General features: G+C 59.7%; 16 protein-coding genes and 1 other annotated feature. All 16 genes read right to left on the bottom strand.

Going from position 1 to position 15,671, the window contains the following annotated elements; all coding sequences use genetic code 11:
- Positions 1–50 precede the first annotated feature (50 nt).
- Complete coding sequence (locus E6C55_RS35185; protein ID WP_211093513.1) at positions 51–1,811, bottom strand: LysM peptidoglycan-binding domain-containing protein; 1,761 nt, start codon at positions 1,809–1,811, stop codon at positions 51–53.
- A 412-nt stretch (positions 1,812–2,223) separates the two neighbouring features.
- Positions 2,224–2,658 carry a hypothetical protein gene (locus E6C55_RS03795; protein WP_136368442.1) on the bottom strand — a complete coding sequence of 145 codons (435 nt, stop codon included), beginning with the start codon at positions 2,656–2,658 and terminating at the stop codon, positions 2,224–2,226.
- Positions 2,659–2,969: 311 nt separating this feature from the next.
- Positions 2,970–3,845: a prephenate dehydratase gene (gene pheA / locus E6C55_RS03790; RefSeq protein WP_136368441.1), complete on the bottom strand. Its 876-nt coding sequence runs from the start codon at positions 3,843–3,845 to the stop codon at positions 2,970–2,972.
- On the bottom strand, positions 3,842–4,879 hold the full coding sequence (thrB, locus tag E6C55_RS03785) for a homoserine kinase (RefSeq protein ID WP_136368440.1): 1,038 nt from the start codon (positions 4,877–4,879) through the stop codon (positions 3,842–3,844). Before thrB ends, pheA begins: the two co-directional genes overlap by 4 nt.
- A gap of 48 nt (positions 4,880–4,927) precedes the next feature.
- Entirely contained in the window at positions 4,928–6,214 is a 1,287-nt protein-coding gene (locus E6C55_RS03780; RefSeq protein ID WP_136368439.1) for a homoserine dehydrogenase, read from the bottom strand.
- A gap of 47 nt (positions 6,215–6,261) precedes the next feature.
- Complete coding sequence (locus E6C55_RS03775) at positions 6,262–6,699, bottom strand: ACT domain-containing protein (RefSeq protein WP_136368438.1); 438 nt, start codon at positions 6,697–6,699, stop codon at positions 6,262–6,264.
- 188 nt (positions 6,700–6,887) lie between these two features.
- Positions 6,888–8,231, bottom strand: a complete 1,344-nt coding sequence (gene obgE, locus E6C55_RS03770) for a GTPase ObgE (protein WP_136368437.1) — start codon at positions 8,229–8,231, stop codon at positions 6,888–6,890.
- A 23-nt stretch (positions 8,232–8,254) separates the two neighbouring features.
- Complete coding sequence (locus E6C55_RS03765; RefSeq protein ID WP_168735443.1) at positions 8,255–9,025, bottom strand: Spo0B domain-containing protein; 771 nt, start codon at positions 9,023–9,025, stop codon at positions 8,255–8,257.
- Between the two features lie 205 nt (positions 9,026–9,230).
- Complete coding sequence (rpmA, locus tag E6C55_RS03760) at positions 9,231–9,542, bottom strand: 50S ribosomal protein L27 (protein ID WP_126958448.1); 312 nt, start codon at positions 9,540–9,542, stop codon at positions 9,231–9,233.
- A gap of 5 nt (positions 9,543–9,547) precedes the next feature.
- Entirely contained in the window at positions 9,548–9,892 is a 345-nt protein-coding gene (locus E6C55_RS03755; protein WP_136368435.1) for a ribosomal-processing cysteine protease Prp, read from the bottom strand.
- Positions 9,893–9,903: 11 nt separating this feature from the next.
- Positions 9,904–10,215: a 50S ribosomal protein L21 gene (gene rplU / locus E6C55_RS03750; protein WP_136368434.1), complete on the bottom strand. Its 312-nt coding sequence runs from the start codon at positions 10,213–10,215 to the stop codon at positions 9,904–9,906.
- 13 nt (positions 10,216–10,228) lie between these two features.
- Positions 10,229–10,307 (bottom strand) — a sequence feature (ribosomal protein L21 leader region).
- A gap of 108 nt (positions 10,308–10,415) precedes the next feature.
- Positions 10,416–11,651 carry an Rne/Rng family ribonuclease gene (locus E6C55_RS03745; protein ID WP_136368433.1) on the bottom strand — a complete coding sequence of 412 codons (1,236 nt, stop codon included), beginning with the start codon at positions 11,649–11,651 and terminating at the stop codon, positions 10,416–10,418.
- 33 nt (positions 11,652–11,684) lie between these two features.
- Positions 11,685–12,560, bottom strand: a complete 876-nt coding sequence (locus E6C55_RS03740; protein ID WP_211093512.1) for a M50 family metallopeptidase — start codon at positions 12,558–12,560, stop codon at positions 11,685–11,687.
- Entirely contained in the window at positions 12,553–13,587 is a 1,035-nt protein-coding gene (locus E6C55_RS03735) for a M23 family metallopeptidase (RefSeq protein WP_136368432.1), read from the bottom strand. The genes E6C55_RS03740 and E6C55_RS03735 overlap by 8 nt, the downstream gene beginning before the upstream one ends.
- A 131-nt stretch (positions 13,588–13,718) precedes the next feature.
- Positions 13,719–14,867 carry an FtsW/RodA/SpoVE family cell cycle protein gene (locus tag E6C55_RS03730; protein WP_136368431.1) on the bottom strand — a complete coding sequence of 383 codons (1,149 nt, stop codon included), beginning with the start codon at positions 14,865–14,867 and terminating at the stop codon, positions 13,719–13,721.
- Positions 14,868–14,873: 6 nt separating this feature from the next.
- Positions 14,874–15,668 (bottom strand): septum site-determining protein MinD, encoded by a 795-nt coding sequence (minD, locus tag E6C55_RS03725; protein ID WP_136368430.1) that lies wholly within the window; start codon positions 15,666–15,668, stop codon positions 14,874–14,876.
- Between the last annotated feature and the right edge of the window lie 3 nt (positions 15,669–15,671).

The raw sequence follows: 15,671 nt of genomic DNA, 5'->3' as shown, positions 1-15,671 counted from the left end.
TTTGCTTTTTTCCTAGTGTTGCCCAGGGATTCCGGCGTTATGCTGATTTCTTACCAATTCACCCAAGGAAGGCTCGGCTTGCGCTTCGCAGCATGCGAACTCGGCGCTTTCTTCGTCTTCGACTTCACTCGCGCCTTGGCCGCAGCCTTCTTGGCCGGAGCCGCTTCGGAAGCCCGCGCCTTCCCGCCGAGCTTAGCTTCGGAAGGCGCCTGGCCGGCATCCCTGCAATCGTCGATTGGCGCTCCCATAGGAGGCATCGGAGGCATTGGAGGGATAGAAGGGAACGACGGAATCGGAGGAATCATGCCGAAGTCGGACACTCCTGCCGTATACGGATAAGCCCCCGGATAGCCGATGCCCGCATCATTGATCGGTGTTGCAGCCATCGGCGATTCGGTCGAAGCCGGCGAGACGAATGTCGGAGCGGCGTTCATTCCCGGATATGCCATGGCCGGAGAGATACCGGGCATCCCGTATTGGCTCGTCGTTGGCCAAGTCTGAGCGGTCGTCATCGCAGGGGAGACGGAAGTAGGCGCGTATGAAGTCGGTCCGAACGAAGACGGTCCGAAAGTCGCCGGGCTGACAGCCGTTCCCGCTCCCGGCCAGGCCGGCGCCGCTCCCGTGCAAGTATCGCAAGGCTGATACGTCATCGTCGGAGACAGGCCGGTCGGCATCATCGAAGCCGGACTGACAGAGGTCGCCGGTTGTCCCGTCGGTACTCCGGACATGACGGGCGGGGAGACGGACGGAACGATATTTCCCGGAAAATATCCGCTGTAAGACGGTTCTCCGGTCCATCCGTAGCCGTGCGTTCCAGAGTAGGTTCCCGCGAACGCCTCCGTCGGGAAGCTCATCGGGTAAGCTCCGAGTCCCGGTATCGGCGGGTATCCCTGGTTGGGGAAGCTGCCGAAGCCGCCCTCCCAGCCTCCGACGGAACCGCCGCCGTAGCCATGGCCGTGTTCAGCGCCGACTTGGGCAGGCAACCCGTTCGTCTCGACGCCGCCGACTTGCCCATATTGCCCATACTGTCCATACTGCCCATATTGACCATACCCCGTGTTCATCACGTACTCCGTTGCTATCGGAGCGGTCGCTTCCGTCGCCGGAATCGGATATTGGAGGAAAAGATCCGTCGTCTCCTGTTCAACCTGAACCGGCGCATACGTATGATGGTGGTGGTAATGCGACTCCTGATAAACCGGCTGCTGGATCGGATACGGGGCCGGAGCCGGGGCTGGCTCCAAAGGAGGCGTCGTCTCGACCGGAGCCACCGGGGCAGGAAGCGGAGCGACGGGCTCTTCCGGCGCAGGTGCGGGCGCGGGCGCGGGCTCGATCGGCTGAGGCATCGGCATCGCTCCCGTATTTTTCTTATGCCCTGCTCCCGGCAATACTCCCGTATTCGTCTTGCCTCCGGGCATCCAACCGCCGTTCGCGCCTCCTGCGGACGGAGCGGCGGCGGAGGAGCCCGCGCCGCTCTCGGCTCCGGAGGCAAGCTTCGGAATGTTGACGACTTCTCCGGTCAGCAGCACATTCGGGTTCTTGAGCTGTGGATTCGCCTTAATCATCGCGTCAAGCGGAACTCCCCAAGCCTTCGAGAGCTTCCACAGCGTATCGCCTTGCTGAACCGTATGCTGATGCATGATCTCGTAGGCCGGCGTGGCGGGCATCGGAATCTTGATCTTCATCCCGACGTCGATAACGTCCGGGTTGGCGATGTTCGGGTTCGCCTGCAGCAGCTCTTCCAAGGTAACTCCGTACTTCTGGGCAATGGCGTACAGGGAATCCCCTTTTTTGACCATATGGATCTTCAAGCCGTTCCCTCCTGATCGGGCTAGATTCGCATACGGGCGAATGCCCCGCCCGCATAATCCATACATCCTATGCAGGAATACCGGTACACGTGCCTAAGGGTTTGCGGGGGTTGTCAGGATTCCAAGGATATCAAGGGGTTTCGGGTTCGGGGTGATCGCTCTTCATTTGAATGAATGACGTTTATCAGGCTTTTACAACAGTTTTTTGCGACGATATACCTTATCATAACAAGCATTCTCACATCCCAAGCAGATGGAGAACCTTAACACTTGACCATCGTCAACTATCTCTTCAACTTCCTCCAGACTTCACCCCCACCTATTGAGCTGATACCGGGTTTTTATCGCTTAATTATTACCTGTTACGTAAAGAACCCGAACCAAAGGTTCGGGTTCTTTACTACTATGGAGTTTAACCAATGGTGAGAATGTAACTGTCTGTCGTGCTAACATCGGCGCTGGTATGAGGATACACTCTAATATAAATGATACTTCCAGGAGAAATTGCATACCCTCCCAGATTATCGACCCCTCCGATTCCCCCTGTGGTGAATGTGGACGAACTGAAGCCCGTAGGAGTGATCCAGATCAACTGAGCATCAAGGTCCGTACTAATTGGAGAAATTAATCTAGGGTAAATGGGAGAAGATGAAGTTGTGCCTGTATTCTCAAAAACATACCAGTCGTTATCGGAAGCTGAATCGATATATCCAAAATAATTAGAGCCCTTTGTAACAGGATTAGCAGTCGCAGGGCCATCATATTGGCCAGTTGTGGCAAATGCCGACTGAACACCAATCATCATAACGCAGAGGCAAACTAATAACATGATTCTAAGCTTTCTCATCAGCACACCACCTATTAAAATTTGTAAATCCGGCCGGATTCATATAAAATATACATTAAAAATGCAAAAAAGTCACCTAATTATCATTCAATCAAGGAAATTTCAAGAAATTATCCCTTAAAATAATTTTCGTCTTCTCTGTAAATATTCAGTAACTTCATATCAAATCAGCTTCCTATCGCTCTCCCTAAAGATCTCGTTGGAATATCTATATAACGAGTAGACGGCACATTTCCACACAAACAATTGTCAAAACAAAAATCCTCCGTCGGCTATCCTCAGCTCCGACGGAGGTATTCATCTTTCTTCAACTATTCCACGTAAGGAAGGCTCGGGTACGAGCCCAGCACCCGAACCTGGCAGCCGATCGCTTCGATCTCGGCGATGGCGGCCGGGAGCAGCACGGAGTCCATCGACATCAGGATGTCGATGAAGAAGTAGTAAACGCCGAGCTTCTTCTTCGTCGGGCGCGACTCGATCTTGGACAGGTTGATCCGCCTCCATGCGAACGCGGACAGCACTTGATGCAGCGCCCCCGGATAGTCGTCCGGCAGCGTAATCAGGATGCTCGTCTTGTGCGTCGTCGCCTTCGGGTTCTCGTACTCCCTGTTCCCGACGAGCAGGAATCGCGTGTAGTTGTTGTCGTGGTCGGTGACGCTCTCCTGCAGTACGTCCAGGCCGTACTCCGCCGCCGCCGTCCGGGTGCCGATGGCCGCCCAGCCCTTGCCGGGGTTCTCGGAGACGGTGCGGATCGCTTCGGACGTGCTGCTGAGCGTCTCCAGCTCGGCGTGGGGCAGCGTCGCTCTCAGGAACTCGTAGCACTGCGCCATCGCCACCGGGTGGCTGAGCACCTTCGTGATGTTGTCCGGGTGCCAGTCGCCGCTCTCGCCGGACAGCTCGCCGCGAAGGCCGACCAAATTCTGCACGGCGGGATACACCCACTCGGCGCGAATCGGCAGGTCGACTTCATGCACGAGCCAGTCCGTATGCAGGCTGACGGAGCCGTCGATCGTATTCTCGATCGGAATGACGCTCCAGTCGGAGTCCCCGTGCTCCGTCGCGCGGAAGACGTCCGAGATCAGCTTATGATACACGTGCTGCACGTCCCGATCGCGGAAAAAGTACCTGGCAGCTTCGTCCGAGAATGTTCCCTTGGGGAGACTTGCGACTCTTGGCGTTGCGCTCATGGCTGCACCTCCGCTTCGGCGGGGACCGGCAGCAACTCCGACAGCTCGAGTCCGAACCTCGGATCGTCGGAGCGAACAACGACCGCTTCCGCACCTTGCGTCCACGGAAGCAGCCAACGGGCCGTCACCGCGATGCCTTCCGCGGCCATGACGTCCGTCGCGAAGCGGACCATCTCCTCGCGGTCGGAGGAGCCGGCGTCGGCGAGCAGCAGCAGCGTCGGGCCAGCGCCGGACAGCACCGCGCCGAGCGCGCCGTGATCCGCCGCCTCCCGCAGGATCGTCTCCATGCCGGGAACGAGCGCCGCCCGGTACGGCTGATGGAGCCGATCCCGCATCGCATGGCGAAGCACGTCCAGCCGCCCGGTCGCCAGCGCAGCCGTCAGCAGCGAGCTGTGGCTGACGTTGAATACGGCGTCCTTCATCGACAGCTGCTGCGGCAGCACGTTGCGCGCCTTCTTCGTCGACAGCTCGAATTCAGGGATGACGACAAGCGCCTCGAGCGCCGAAGGCGGGTCCAGCCGGACCGCCTCGGCCCGCTCGCCGTCCCATGCGGCGGCGACGATGCCGCCGAACAGGGAGGCGCCGACATTGTCGGGATGGTTCTCGATGGCGCTGGCCATCTGGAACAGCTCGTCCTTCGCGAGCGGAGCGCCGATCAGCTCGTTCGCGGCGACGAGCGCCCCGACGATTGCGGAGGCGCTGCTGCCGAGGCCGCGGGTGAGCGGGATGTCGCTGCGAAGCGCGATGTGCAGCTCGGGAAGCGGCACACCGGCGCGCGCGAACACTTGCTGGGCAACGACATAGACAAGATTGGACTTATCGGTCGGCAGGCTGCCTGCTTGCTCGCCTAACAGCTCGATGGTCGTGCCTTCCACGGCCGTCGACGGGCGCAGATCTACCCATGAGAATAAGGACAGAGCCATGCCGAGCGAATCGAAGCCCGGTCCGAGATTGGCGGTGCTGGCGGGAACCCGGACGACGACGCGATCCTTCACGTTCCTCGCTTCTTGCGTCTGCTGCTCTTCTAGTTTCATTTTCGCTACCTCTTCTGGCTTGATGTTGGAATGCGGATCGTTCGGGCTTCAGCCCTCAAGGCGATAGACGCTCTTGACCGTGCGGATCGCCGACAGCTTCCCGAACTCGGCCAGCACCTCGTTCAGCGAGGCCTTGGATGCGTTATGCGTCGTAATGATAAGCTCGGCGCCGAATTGGTCCGGTGTCGCCGGCTGCATGACCGACTCGATGCTCACATCCACGCGGGAGAACACGTTCGCGATCTGCGCCAGAACGCCGGCGCGGTCTTCGACGTGAAGCAGCAGGAAGTACTTCGCCGCAATCTGCTCGTCGCTCTTCAGCTTCTTCTCCTTGTAAGCGAGCGCGGCTTGGCGACCGTTGACGCCGAGCTTCGAGTTCTTGATGACGGCGACGAGGTCCGATACGACGGACGTTGCCGTCGGCATCTCGCCGGCGCCGGGGCCGTAGAACATCGTCTCTCCAACCGCTTCGCCGTGGACGTACACCGCGTTGAACACCCCGTTCACCGAAGCGACCGGGTGGCTCTTCTTGACCATCGTCGGCTGCACGCTGACGCTGATGAAGTCGTCCTGACGCTCCGCGATGCCGAGCAGCTTCACCTCGTAGCCCAGCCGCTTCGCGTATTGGATGTCCTCCTGCGTAACCGAGCTGATCCCCTTCACGTCGACGTCTTCGAGCGCGACGTTCGCACGGAAGCCGAGCGTGGACAGAATCGTCATCTTGCGGGCGGCGTCCAGCCCCTCCACGTCGGAGGTCGGGTCGGACTCGGCATAGCCGAGCGCTTGCGCTTCCTTCAGGACGTCTTCGTACGCCGCGCCTTCCTGGCTCATCTTCGTCAGGATGTAGTTCGTCGTGCCGTTGACGATGCCCATGATCTTCGTGATGCGGTCCGAGGAGAAGCCTTCGATCAGCGTCCGGATGATCGGAATGCCGCCCGCCACGCTCGCCTCGTACAAGACGTCGCAGCCCTTCTCGCTAGCCTTCGCCAGAATCTCCTGGCCGTGCAGCGCCATCAGATCCTTGTTCGCCGTCACGACATGCTTGCCGCGCTCGAGCGCTTCGAGAATATATTCCTTCGTCGTTCCGATGCCGCCCATCACTTCGATAATAATATCGATCTCCGGATCGCGTACGATCTCCCACGGGTCCTCCGTCAGCTTCGACGAATCGACGGCGATGCTGCGCGACTTGGTGCGATCCTTCACCAGAATCTTCGAGATGGCGATCGGCGAGCCGACCTGGCTCTGCAGATCCTCCTGATGGCCTTCCACGATGCGGACGACTCCCGTGCCGACCGTGCCTAATCCGAGCAATCCTACTTTAACGGGCTTCATCACATTAGCTCCTTCTCTTGCCGATGCAAGACTTTATCCGTTATCGTCTAGCTCCTGCCGACGATGTGCGTGCGCTTCACTCCGTCTATCGCCTTCAATTGCCCCACAAGGTCCGACAGCGGTCCCGACAAGCCGGAGACATCGAGCGATACGACGACGTTCGCCAACCCCTGCATCGGGATCGACTGCGAGATGGTGAGCACGTTCCCTTCGCTCGACGCCAGCATCCCGAGCACCTTCGACAGCACGCCGGAACGATGCTCCAGGTCCATGGACAACGTCGCCATCCGTTCGCGGGACGTCTGCTCGAGCGGGTATACCCCGTCCTTATACTTATAGAAGGCGCTTCTGCTAAGCCCGACCTTCTCCGCCGCCTCGTGAACGGTAGCCGCCTCTCCCCGGCGCAGCAGCTCCTTCGCCTGCTCCGTCTTGAGAATTCCATCCGGCAGCAGGTCCTCTCGGACGACATAATATTGCTCTGCCATATTCCGTCCTCCCAGGAAAGACGAATGTATGTGTATAGTGGACATTATATCGAATGAGCCACCCCCGCGCAATAGGAAAAAAACCAACCGGGCCGCCCGATTGGTTCTTCTCCGCAATTCCGTGATTCCGTGTCTCTGTGGTTCCGTGGTCCGCGGCCCCATGTTCCGCGATTCCGCCGGCCAACGCGTCAGCGTTCTTCGTACAAGTACGCGTCCGAGCCGCCTTCGAAGAACTCGAACTCGAAGTCGCCGATGCGAATCGTGTTGCCGTCCTTCGCTCCCCGCTTGCGCAGCTCGGCATCCACGCCGGCATTCCGCAGAATGCGGCCAAACCGCATAACCGCCTCGTAGGAGGCGAACTGCGTCCGCTTCAGCAGCTTCTCGATCGACTCGCTCTCGACGACGAACACCTCGTTGTCGCGCGAGATCGTGAACTCGTAGTTGTCCGACGTCTCGTCGAAGCGATAGACAACGCCTTCCGCCTCCTTGGCCAGCCGCGCTTCTTCCGCGGCAACCTCCATCGGATCGGGAAGCGTGTCGAGCAGATCGGCTACCCGGTAGAGCAGCTCGGAGATGCCCTTGCGCGTCAGCGAAGAGATCGGCATAACCTCCATGTCAGGGCGCTCGGCAACGATCTTCTCCTTGAAGGCGGCGAGGTTCTCCTCGGAATCCGGCATGTCCATCTTGTTCGCGGCGACGATCTGCGGGCGTTCGGCCAGCTTCGGATTGTACAGCTTCAGTTCCTCGTTGATCTTCACCCAGTCGTCGTACGGATCGCGTCCTTCCATGCCGGACATGTCCACCACGTGCACGATGATTCTTGTCCGCTCGACGTGGCGCAGGAACTCGTGCCCGAGGCCGATGCCGGTATGCGCGCCTTCGATCAGTCCCGGCAAGTCCGCCATTACGAAGCTGCGCTCGTCCGACACTTGAACGACCCCGAGGTTCGGCGTGATCGTCGTGAAGTGATACGCGCCGATCTTCGGCTGCGCGCCGGAGACGACCGACAGCAGCGTCGACTTGCCGACGCTCGGGAAGCCGACGAGGCCGACGTCCGCCATCACCTTCAGCTCAAGCGTCACCCAGCGCTCCTGGCCGTCTTCTCCGTTCTCGGCGATCGCCGGAGCCGTATTCGCCGGGCTCTTGAAGCGCGTATTGCCGCGCCCGCCGCGCCCGCCCTTGGCGATGACGACCTCCTGCCCCTGCTTCGTCAGGTCGGCCAGCATCTCGCCGGTGTCGTCGTCGAATACGATCGTTCCCGGCGGCACGCGCACGATCAGATCTTCCGCATTCGCGCCATGCTGCGTCTTGTTCTTCCCCTTGACGCCGCGCGGAGCCTTGAAGTGCTTCTGGTAGCGGAAGTCCATCAGCGTCCGCAGCCCTTCGTCGACGCGGAAGACGACGTCGCCGCCCTTGCCCCCGTCGCCGCCGGCAGGACCTCCCTCCGGAACGTACAGCTCGCGGCGGAACGCGACGAGCCCGTCGCCTCCGTCTCCGCCTTTGACGAAAATTTTCGCTTTGTCTACAAACATGCTTTGTTCACTCCGTTATCGAGTCAGCCGGCTTGCTCCCGCAAGGGGAACGCGACAAGCATTCGCTGCCGCGAGCCGGTCGGCTCGGAATTTGACGCCCGGTTCTCCTCCGACAAGCGTCCGATCCCTCGAAGCGCCTGGCCCATATCGAAGGGAAGGCTGTCTCTCGCGGTCAGCGTGCCGTCGTATCTCATCTCCAACAGAATCTCGCTGCCTGTGGAACGGAAGCGAAGCCGCAGCACATTCTCTTCCCCGTGACCGGAGCTTCCCGCCCTCTCGCGAACGGCATCGACAAGGCCGATGACCGCATCCGCGAAGGCCGACCGCTCCGGTCCGCCTGTAGGATCGAAGTCCTCGTCGATCTCCACATCAAGCTTCATCGTGCTGCAGGTCGTTCGGAACGTTAGCAGATAGTGGGCCAGCTTGGGGGTGCCAAGCCGGGACAAGCGGCTGTCTCCCGCCATCTGTCCCTTTATTCTCTCCACGACATCGATCGCTTTATCGGGCTTGTTCAGCTTCAGGTAACCGTACACGAGTTGAATCTCGTTCATCCAGTCGTGCCGATGATGCTTCAGCGTGTCGATCGTCTGCATTCGCATCGCCTCGGCCATAAGCTCGCTCCCGCGGCGCAGCTCGCGCACGGTCGCCATCAGCACCCAAGCGGCCGCAGCCCCCGTCCAGATAACGAACAGCGCATAGGTCCAAACGTTGTCCGGCCATATGCCGATCAGGGCTCCAGGCAAGATTAAAGACAGAGCGGCGCAGACCGCCCTGACGATTCCTCTTCTCGACATGCTCGACGACTCCGTTCCGCCGCGGGCCGGGACCTTCTTCCCCCTAGATCGGCCGCTTGCACCCACGGGCTTCTTCATCCTTGCTCTAGTGCCTAGTATACCATGCAGCCGGCGATTGCCATATGGCTTTATCTGCAACACCCGGCCCCGAACAATAAGAAACCCCGGCCTTATGCAGGACCGGGGCTTGAGGAGCGGAAGCCGATTAGACTTCCAAGGCAGCCGCTACGGGCGCCAGTTCAACCGGGTATACGCTCACTTTCTTGCGATCGCGTCCCCAACGTTCGAACTTGACTACTCCTTCGACGAGAGCGAACAGAGTGTCGTCCTTGCCGATGCCGACGTTGTTGCCCGGGTGAATCTTCGTTCCGCGTTGGCGAACGAGAATCGAACCCGCAGTAACCGTCTGGCCGTCCGCACGCTTCGCGCCGAGGCGCTGCGAGCGGGAATCGCGTCCGTTCTTCGTCGAGCCTACGCCCTTCTTGGAAGCGAACAACTGGAGATTCAGTTTCAACATGAGTGTCAACCTCCTTCTTTAACGAGTGCTTGCTTTATCTTCACGTGCTTGCCGTATTGTTCTTCGATAGACTCCAGACCGACGACCATGCCTTCCAATAACAATTGGACTTGGTCGTTCCGAACGGCTTCGCCGCACTCCGGCGCGCTCGCCGACAACCAGCCGGACTTCATCTCGGCATCGGGGACAAGTCCCGTCAGCTTCTCGATGGCGTTGACGGTACCGACCGTAATCGCCGATACGCCCGCGCAGACGATGTCCTTGCCCGGATCGTCGTACTTGGCATGCCCCGTGACGGAGAATCGCTTGATCCGGTCATCCCTTCCACGATAGATCGTAATCGTGACCATAAGGCACCCGCTTACGCCTTGATGCTCTCGATCGTTACCTTCGTGTACGGTTGACGATGACCTTGCTTCTTGCGCTCGTTCTTCTTCGGCTTGTACTTGAAGACGATGATCTTCTCGCCCTTCACGTGCTTCTCGACCTTAGCCGTAACGGATGCGCCGGCTACGAGCGGAGCGCCGGTTACGAAGCCCTTGTCGCTGGATACCGCGAGGACCTTGTCGAACGTCACGCTGTCGCCTTCGCTGGCGTTCAGCTTCTCGATGAAGAGAACGTCTCCGGCTTGTACCTTGTATTGCTTGCCGCCTGTTTCGATGATTGCGTACATGTGTGTGCACCTCCTCATATCTAAGACTCGCCTCTGGAGGTGCCGATCGGAATCGGTCTTCTTAACCTGGCTGAGAGCGGTTGTAGCATGCCGTAACTAATAAGCACTCTGCACGCACTATAAGATAGTATCACATCCTGGGCCCTAACACAACAACAAATCTTCATGACGGCTCTTCATTGCCTCGAATGAGGCTCCGATTACCGGATATAGATCTTGCCCCGCCCCTTGCAGGCCGCGCACGTCTCGTACAAGTAGCTCTCGACGTTCGCCCGCGCCTTCTTTCGCGTAATCTCGAGCAGCCCGAGCCTTGTCCACCCGAGCACCTGGCACTTCGTCCGATCCCGCTTCATCGTAATCTCGAGCTGCTGTACGACGAGCTGCCGATGCTCCTCCGTCTCCATGTCGATGAAGTCGACGATGATGATGCCGCCGACGTCCCGCAGCCGGAGCAGCCTTGCGATCTCCTCCGCCGCTTCCAGGTTCGTCCGGAACACCGTCTCCTCGAGATCGACCTCGCCCGTATACTTCCCCGTGTTCACGTCGATAACCGTGAGCGCCTCGGTCTGATCCCAGACCAGATAACCGCCGCTGCCGAGCCAGATACGCGGCTTAAACGCCTTGTCGAGCTGCTCGTTGATGCCCATCTTGTCATAGAGGGGCGCCGATTCCTTATACAGCCGAATGCGCTCCGCCAAGTCCGGCGCCGTTCGCTTCAGATAAGCGGTCGCTTCCCGGCAGGCGTGCTCGTCGTCGATGACGAGCTCCTCCGTATCCGGAGTGAAGACGTCCCGCACGAGCCTCTGCACCAGCCCGAAGTCCCGGTGAAGCTCCACCGGGGCGCTCAGTCCGACGGAGCGGGCAAGAATATCCTGCCACGCCTCCCGCAGCGCCGTCAGGTCCTCGAGCAGCGCGTCTTCGCTCGCCCCCTCCGCGTTCGTCCGCAGGATCATCCCTTCGCCCGGCTCGCGAAGCTGCTCGGCGAGCGACTTCAGCCGACCCCGCTCATGCTCCTGCTCGATCTTCTTCGAGACGCCTACATAGTCCGCATGAGGCATATAAACAAGCCAGCGGCCGGGCAGGGAATAATGCGTCGTCACCCTCGCTCCCTTGCCGCCGAGCGGCTCCTTCATTACTTGAACGATATGCTCGTCCCCCGGACTCAGCAGCTCCGCGATCGAAGGCTTCTCCTTCGGCTGCTTGTCCAGATGGGGGTGCAGCGCGTCGTCCACATACAGGAACGCATTCTTCGGCAAGCCGATATCGACGAATGCCGCCTGCATGCCGGGCAGCACGTTCACGATGCGGCCGATGTACAGATTGCCGACAAGCGATGTTCCCTCCGACTTCTCCACGTTGTATTCCGCCAGTCGACCGTCTTCCATGAGCGCCGAGTGAGTGGCGTTGCGAGTGCAATGGACGAACAACTGCTTCATGCCTACCTCCCGTGCCCGCGTCTTTTCTTCATTTTACATGAAAAAACGCAAATCCGCATGCCCGTTCGTCAAAGCGCTCAGAAAACGATCGATGAGCTGCCCCTCGGGAACGACGCGCTGGACCGCCCCCTGCCTCATCACGTAGACGAGATGGTACCGTTCCTTCATCAGCAGCTTGACCACCTCGGACGGCTGCCGCTGCTCGGCGACGACAATCGGCTGCGCGAGCGTCCCGCGGTCGATGCGCCCTTCCGAACGCCTGGCCCGGTGAACGAGGAAGCGCAGGAAGACGAACGGCACGTTCCTCCGGTACGTCCAATTCGAGGCGCACAGGAACAGGCCGACCGCGAGCACGTTAAGCTGCGGGACCTGCCCCTGCAGGAGCGGAACGAAGGCATACAACACAACGGCCGCGCTGCAAAAAAGACTGAGACGGGAGCTCCATAAGAGAACGCGGTGGTACGGGATTCGGTGGCTCAGCCACGCTTGGGCAATCTTCCCTCCGTCGAGCGGCAGGATCGGAAGAAGATTGAAGAGCGCGATCAGCGCGTTCGCCTTCATGAAGCCTTGCGCCCAAGAGGCGTCCACAAGACCGGCCCAGGACGCTCCGCCGGCGAAGAGCGCCAGCAGCACGTTCTGGGCGGGCCCCGCAATCGCGACCCATGCCTCTTCCCGGGCGGGAACCGTTCCCGCTTCCTCCACCTCGAGCACGCCCCCGAACGGCAGCAGCTTCACCTCCCGAATCGTCCAGCCGAATCGGCGCGCCATCCACAGGTGGCCGAGCTCGTGCAACAGAACGATTCCGAACAGCGTCACGATGCCGAGCCACTCCCCCATCGCCAGCGACAGCAGCATAAGCATGACGAAGAGCGGATGCAGCTTAAATGTGATGCCTCGCCATTTAATCAAACGGAATCACTTCCGACGGATCGAGCGATTGACCGTTCTGTTGAAGTGCGAAGTAGAAGCTCCCTTCCTCGGCCCCGCCGTCCCCCGCCGCAAGCTCTCCGATCGCGGCGCCCGTCTCCACCCAATCGTTCGCCTTGACGTCCACGCGGTCCAGCCCCCCGTACACCGATACGATCCGGTTCGGATGCTGAATCAGCACCGTAGCGACGCCATGCGCGTCCGTCGTCACCTGCGTGACCCGACCGGCATGAACGGCCCGGATCGGACTGCCGGCAGGGGCCGTCATCCGGATGCCGGCGCCGTCCTGCCCGAACGTCTTCACGATCGTTCCGACGAGCGGAACCGCGATATCCTCCTTGCCCCAATCCGCCGATACCGCCTCCGAGGAATCCGGCCGATTCAGCAGCTCCAAGAAGGCGGGGGCGCTCCCGAACGTCTTCTCGTACCATTCCTGCACCGCAATATAGTTCATGTCCCGAGTAACCGCCTGCGCCGTCCATGCCTGCGCCTGCCCGCTTCCCGGGAGCTCCAGGCGGAACCAGACCCAGCCCGCGCCGAGCAGCAGGGCGGCGACGGCCGTACGAAGAAGCAAGCTGCGGAGAAATCGCCCGAGCGTTCCTCCGGCTTCCGGATAGGAGGGCCCCTCCCGCCAGCCGCTACCCCCGCTTCCCGCCAAGTTGGGGAAGTCGCTCAAGCGCTTGATCGAGCCTATGCCTCCCGCCCCTCGCTCCGCTTCGCTCCCGCCGCGGACCGGATTCGAGAATTGCAGCCGCTGCCGCTCCTTCCACCACTTCTCCGGGTCCTGCTCGAGGTAGCGGTCCAGCGCGTCCAGACTGCCCGTCGCGTCCGGAGAATTCGCGGCTTCCGCAGCCGGCTTCGGCTCGTGGCGAGCCCCTTGGCTCGGAATCAGATTCGCCGTCGTGCGAATCTCCGCCTCGCGAGCATCGGTTCCTTCTTCGTCCAGGCGCCTCGATAACTGCAAGATGCGATTTTTCCTCCGCTCGCGAACGTTCTTCCGTACCTGCATCCCCCGTTCCTCCCTTGTCCCGCTTCTTATTATCACGATATGGCAAGTCCATCGCGTTTAGAAGCGCATAGCCCGAGACAGCCAAAGACGGTACCAAGGATCTTCTCCCTGATACCGTCTTATGCCGATTATTACGTATCCATCGTGTACTTCTCCTGATGAGCCCGAATGCTGAAGACAAGCCCGATCGAGAGCATGTTCAGAATAAGCGAGGTGCCTCCATAGCTGATGAACGGGAGCGTAATCCCGGTGATCGGCATAAGGCCGATCATCATCCCGATGTTCTGGAAGATCTGGAACACCAGCATGGAGGCGATGCCAATGATAATGAACGAGCCGCGAAGATCGTAGCACTGATAAGCGATAATAATCATTCGATAGATGAAGATAAAGTAGAGCAGCAGAAGCACCGCCGCCCCCTGGAAGCCGAACTCCTCGCCGATGACGACGAAGATCGAGTCCGAATACGGGTACGGGATGAACTTGCGATTCTTCGATTCCCCTTGCATATAGCCGTCCCCGGACAGCCCGCCCGAGCCGATGGCGATCTTCGCGTTCTCGGACTGGCGCCGTTGGTCGGCGGACGCTTCTTCCGGGTGAATATACGTATTGATCCGTTCATACCAGTGCGTCTTGCTATGGTCGGACAAGTAATCCTTGATCTCGGTATTGTACGCGTTGAACAAGCTGACGAACAACACGAGGCCCCCGATGACGGCGCCGAGGCCGATAACGACATACGCATAGCGAACATTCCCAATCCAGAGCATCCCCAACACGATAAAAATATAGATCATCGCATTGCCCAGATCGGGCTGGATCATGACGAGCACGAACGGGACGAACGAGACGATAAAGATGGCCGTGACGTCGGTCCTCATGCGAAGAGGATCGCCCTGCCGCCTGCCGAGAACCGCCGCTACCGCAATGATCAGGAACAGCTTCATAAGCTCGGCCGGCTGAATCGTAAGCCCCGAGCCCGGGATCTCAAACCAGCTTCGCGCGCCGTTCACTTCGGGAGCGAAGAAATAAACGGCGATAAGGGAACCGATTCCGATGATGTACCAGATAAACCATCCCTTAACCAGCAGCCGATAATCGATAAGCGTCATCACCAGAAGGACAACGAATCCAACCCCGTAATACTCGAGGGTTCGAATGTCGAAGTTGACGTAATTCGTGTTGTGCGTCGCGCTGCGGACAACAAGCGTGCTGATGACCATGAACGCGCCCAGAATCAGAACCATCAGCCAATCGATTTTCTTAATTTGGTTCAGCAAGTCGGCTCATCCCATTCCAAGAAACTTCTTGACTCGCCCGAACATGCCAGTCTTCTCTTCAAGCTGCATCAGCGGAACCGTCTCGCCGAGAATCCGCCTCGCGACGTTGCGGTAAGCGATCGCGGCGCGCGAATTCGGGTTCATGACGGTCGGTTCGCCGTGGTTCGACGCTCGGATAACAAGCTCGTCATCGGGAATGATGCCGATCAGGTCGATCGCCAGCACCTGGCAGATATCGTCGATCTCCAGCATATCCCCGCTTCTCATCATGCTCGGGCGAATTCGGTTGATGATCAGCTTCGGTGACTTGAGCCCGCGCTTGTCCAGAATGCCGATGACGCGATCCGCGTCACGAACGGCGGCGTTCTCCGGAGTCGTCACAATGATCGCCTGGTCCGCGCCGGCGACGGCGTTGTCGAAGCCTTGCTCGATGCCGGCCGGGCAATCGATGATGACATAGTCGAAGTCGGGCTTCAGCTCTTCGACGATCTTGCTTACTTGCTCGGGGGTCACATCGTGCTTGTCCTTCGTCTGTGCGGCAGGAAGCATATAAAGCTCCTCGAACCGCTTATCCTTAACAAGCGCTTGGGGGAGTCGGCAACGGCCTTCCGCGACATCGATCAGATCGTACACGATCCGATTCTCGAGCCCCATCACAACGTCCAGGTTGCGCAAGCCGATATCGGTGTCGACCATGCACACTTTCTTGCCCAAGAGAGCCAACGCGGTCCCCAGATTGGCCGAGGTCGTTGTTTTCCCGACGCCCCCCTTACCGGACGTAACGACAATCGCTTCTCCCATCGC

The organism is Cohnella fermenti, from assembly GCF_004801405.1.
In the GTDB taxonomy this organism is placed as follows: domain Bacteria; phylum Bacillota; class Bacilli; order Paenibacillales; family Paenibacillaceae; genus Cohnella; species Cohnella fermenti.
The sequence above is the reverse complement of the archived record's forward strand: the minus strand, read 5'-3'. Positions and strand labels throughout refer to the sequence as shown.

Bases quoted from the DNA above. Each gene is read 5' to 3' on its own strand.
- pheA (WP_136368441.1), bottom strand. From the start codon at position 3,845: ATGAGCGCAACGCCAAGAGTCGCAAGTCTCCCCAAGGGAACATTCTCG.
- E6C55_RS03775 (WP_136368438.1), bottom strand. From the start codon at position 6,699: ATGGCAGAGCAATATTATGTCGTCCGAGAGGACCTGCTGCCGGATGGA.
- obgE (WP_136368437.1), bottom strand. From the start codon at position 8,231: ATGTTTGTAGACAAAGCGAAAATTTTCGTCAAAGGCGGAGACGGAGGC.
- E6C55_RS03780 (WP_136368439.1), bottom strand. From the start codon at position 6,214: ATGAAGCCCGTTAAAGTAGGATTGCTCGGATTAGGCACGGTCGGCACG.
- rplU (WP_136368434.1), bottom strand. From the start codon at position 10,215: ATGTACGCAATCATCGAAACAGGCGGCAAGCAATACAAGGTACAAGCC.
- E6C55_RS03765 (WP_168735443.1), bottom strand. From the start codon at position 9,025: ATGTCGAGAAGAGGAATCGTCAGGGCGGTCTGCGCCGCTCTGTCTTTA.
- thrB (WP_136368440.1), bottom strand. From the start codon at position 4,879: ATGAAACTAGAAGAGCAGCAGACGCAAGAAGCGAGGAACGTGAAGGAT.
- E6C55_RS03735 (WP_136368432.1), bottom strand. From the start codon at position 13,587: ATGCAGGTACGGAAGAACGTTCGCGAGCGGAGGAAAAATCGCATCTTG.
- rpmA (WP_126958448.1), bottom strand. From the start codon at position 9,542: ATGTTGAAACTGAATCTCCAGTTGTTCGCTTCCAAGAAGGGCGTAGGC.
- E6C55_RS03745 (WP_136368433.1), bottom strand. From the start codon at position 11,651: ATGAAGCAGTTGTTCGTCCATTGCACTCGCAACGCCACTCACTCGGCG.
- E6C55_RS03795 (WP_136368442.1), bottom strand. From the start codon at position 2,658: ATGAGAAAGCTTAGAATCATGTTATTAGTTTGCCTCTGCGTTATGATG.
- minD (WP_136368430.1), bottom strand. From the start codon at position 15,668: ATGGGAGAAGCGATTGTCGTTACGTCCGGTAAGGGGGGCGTCGGGAAA.
- E6C55_RS03755 (WP_136368435.1), bottom strand. From the start codon at position 9,892: ATGGTCACGATTACGATCTATCGTGGAAGGGATGACCGGATCAAGCGA.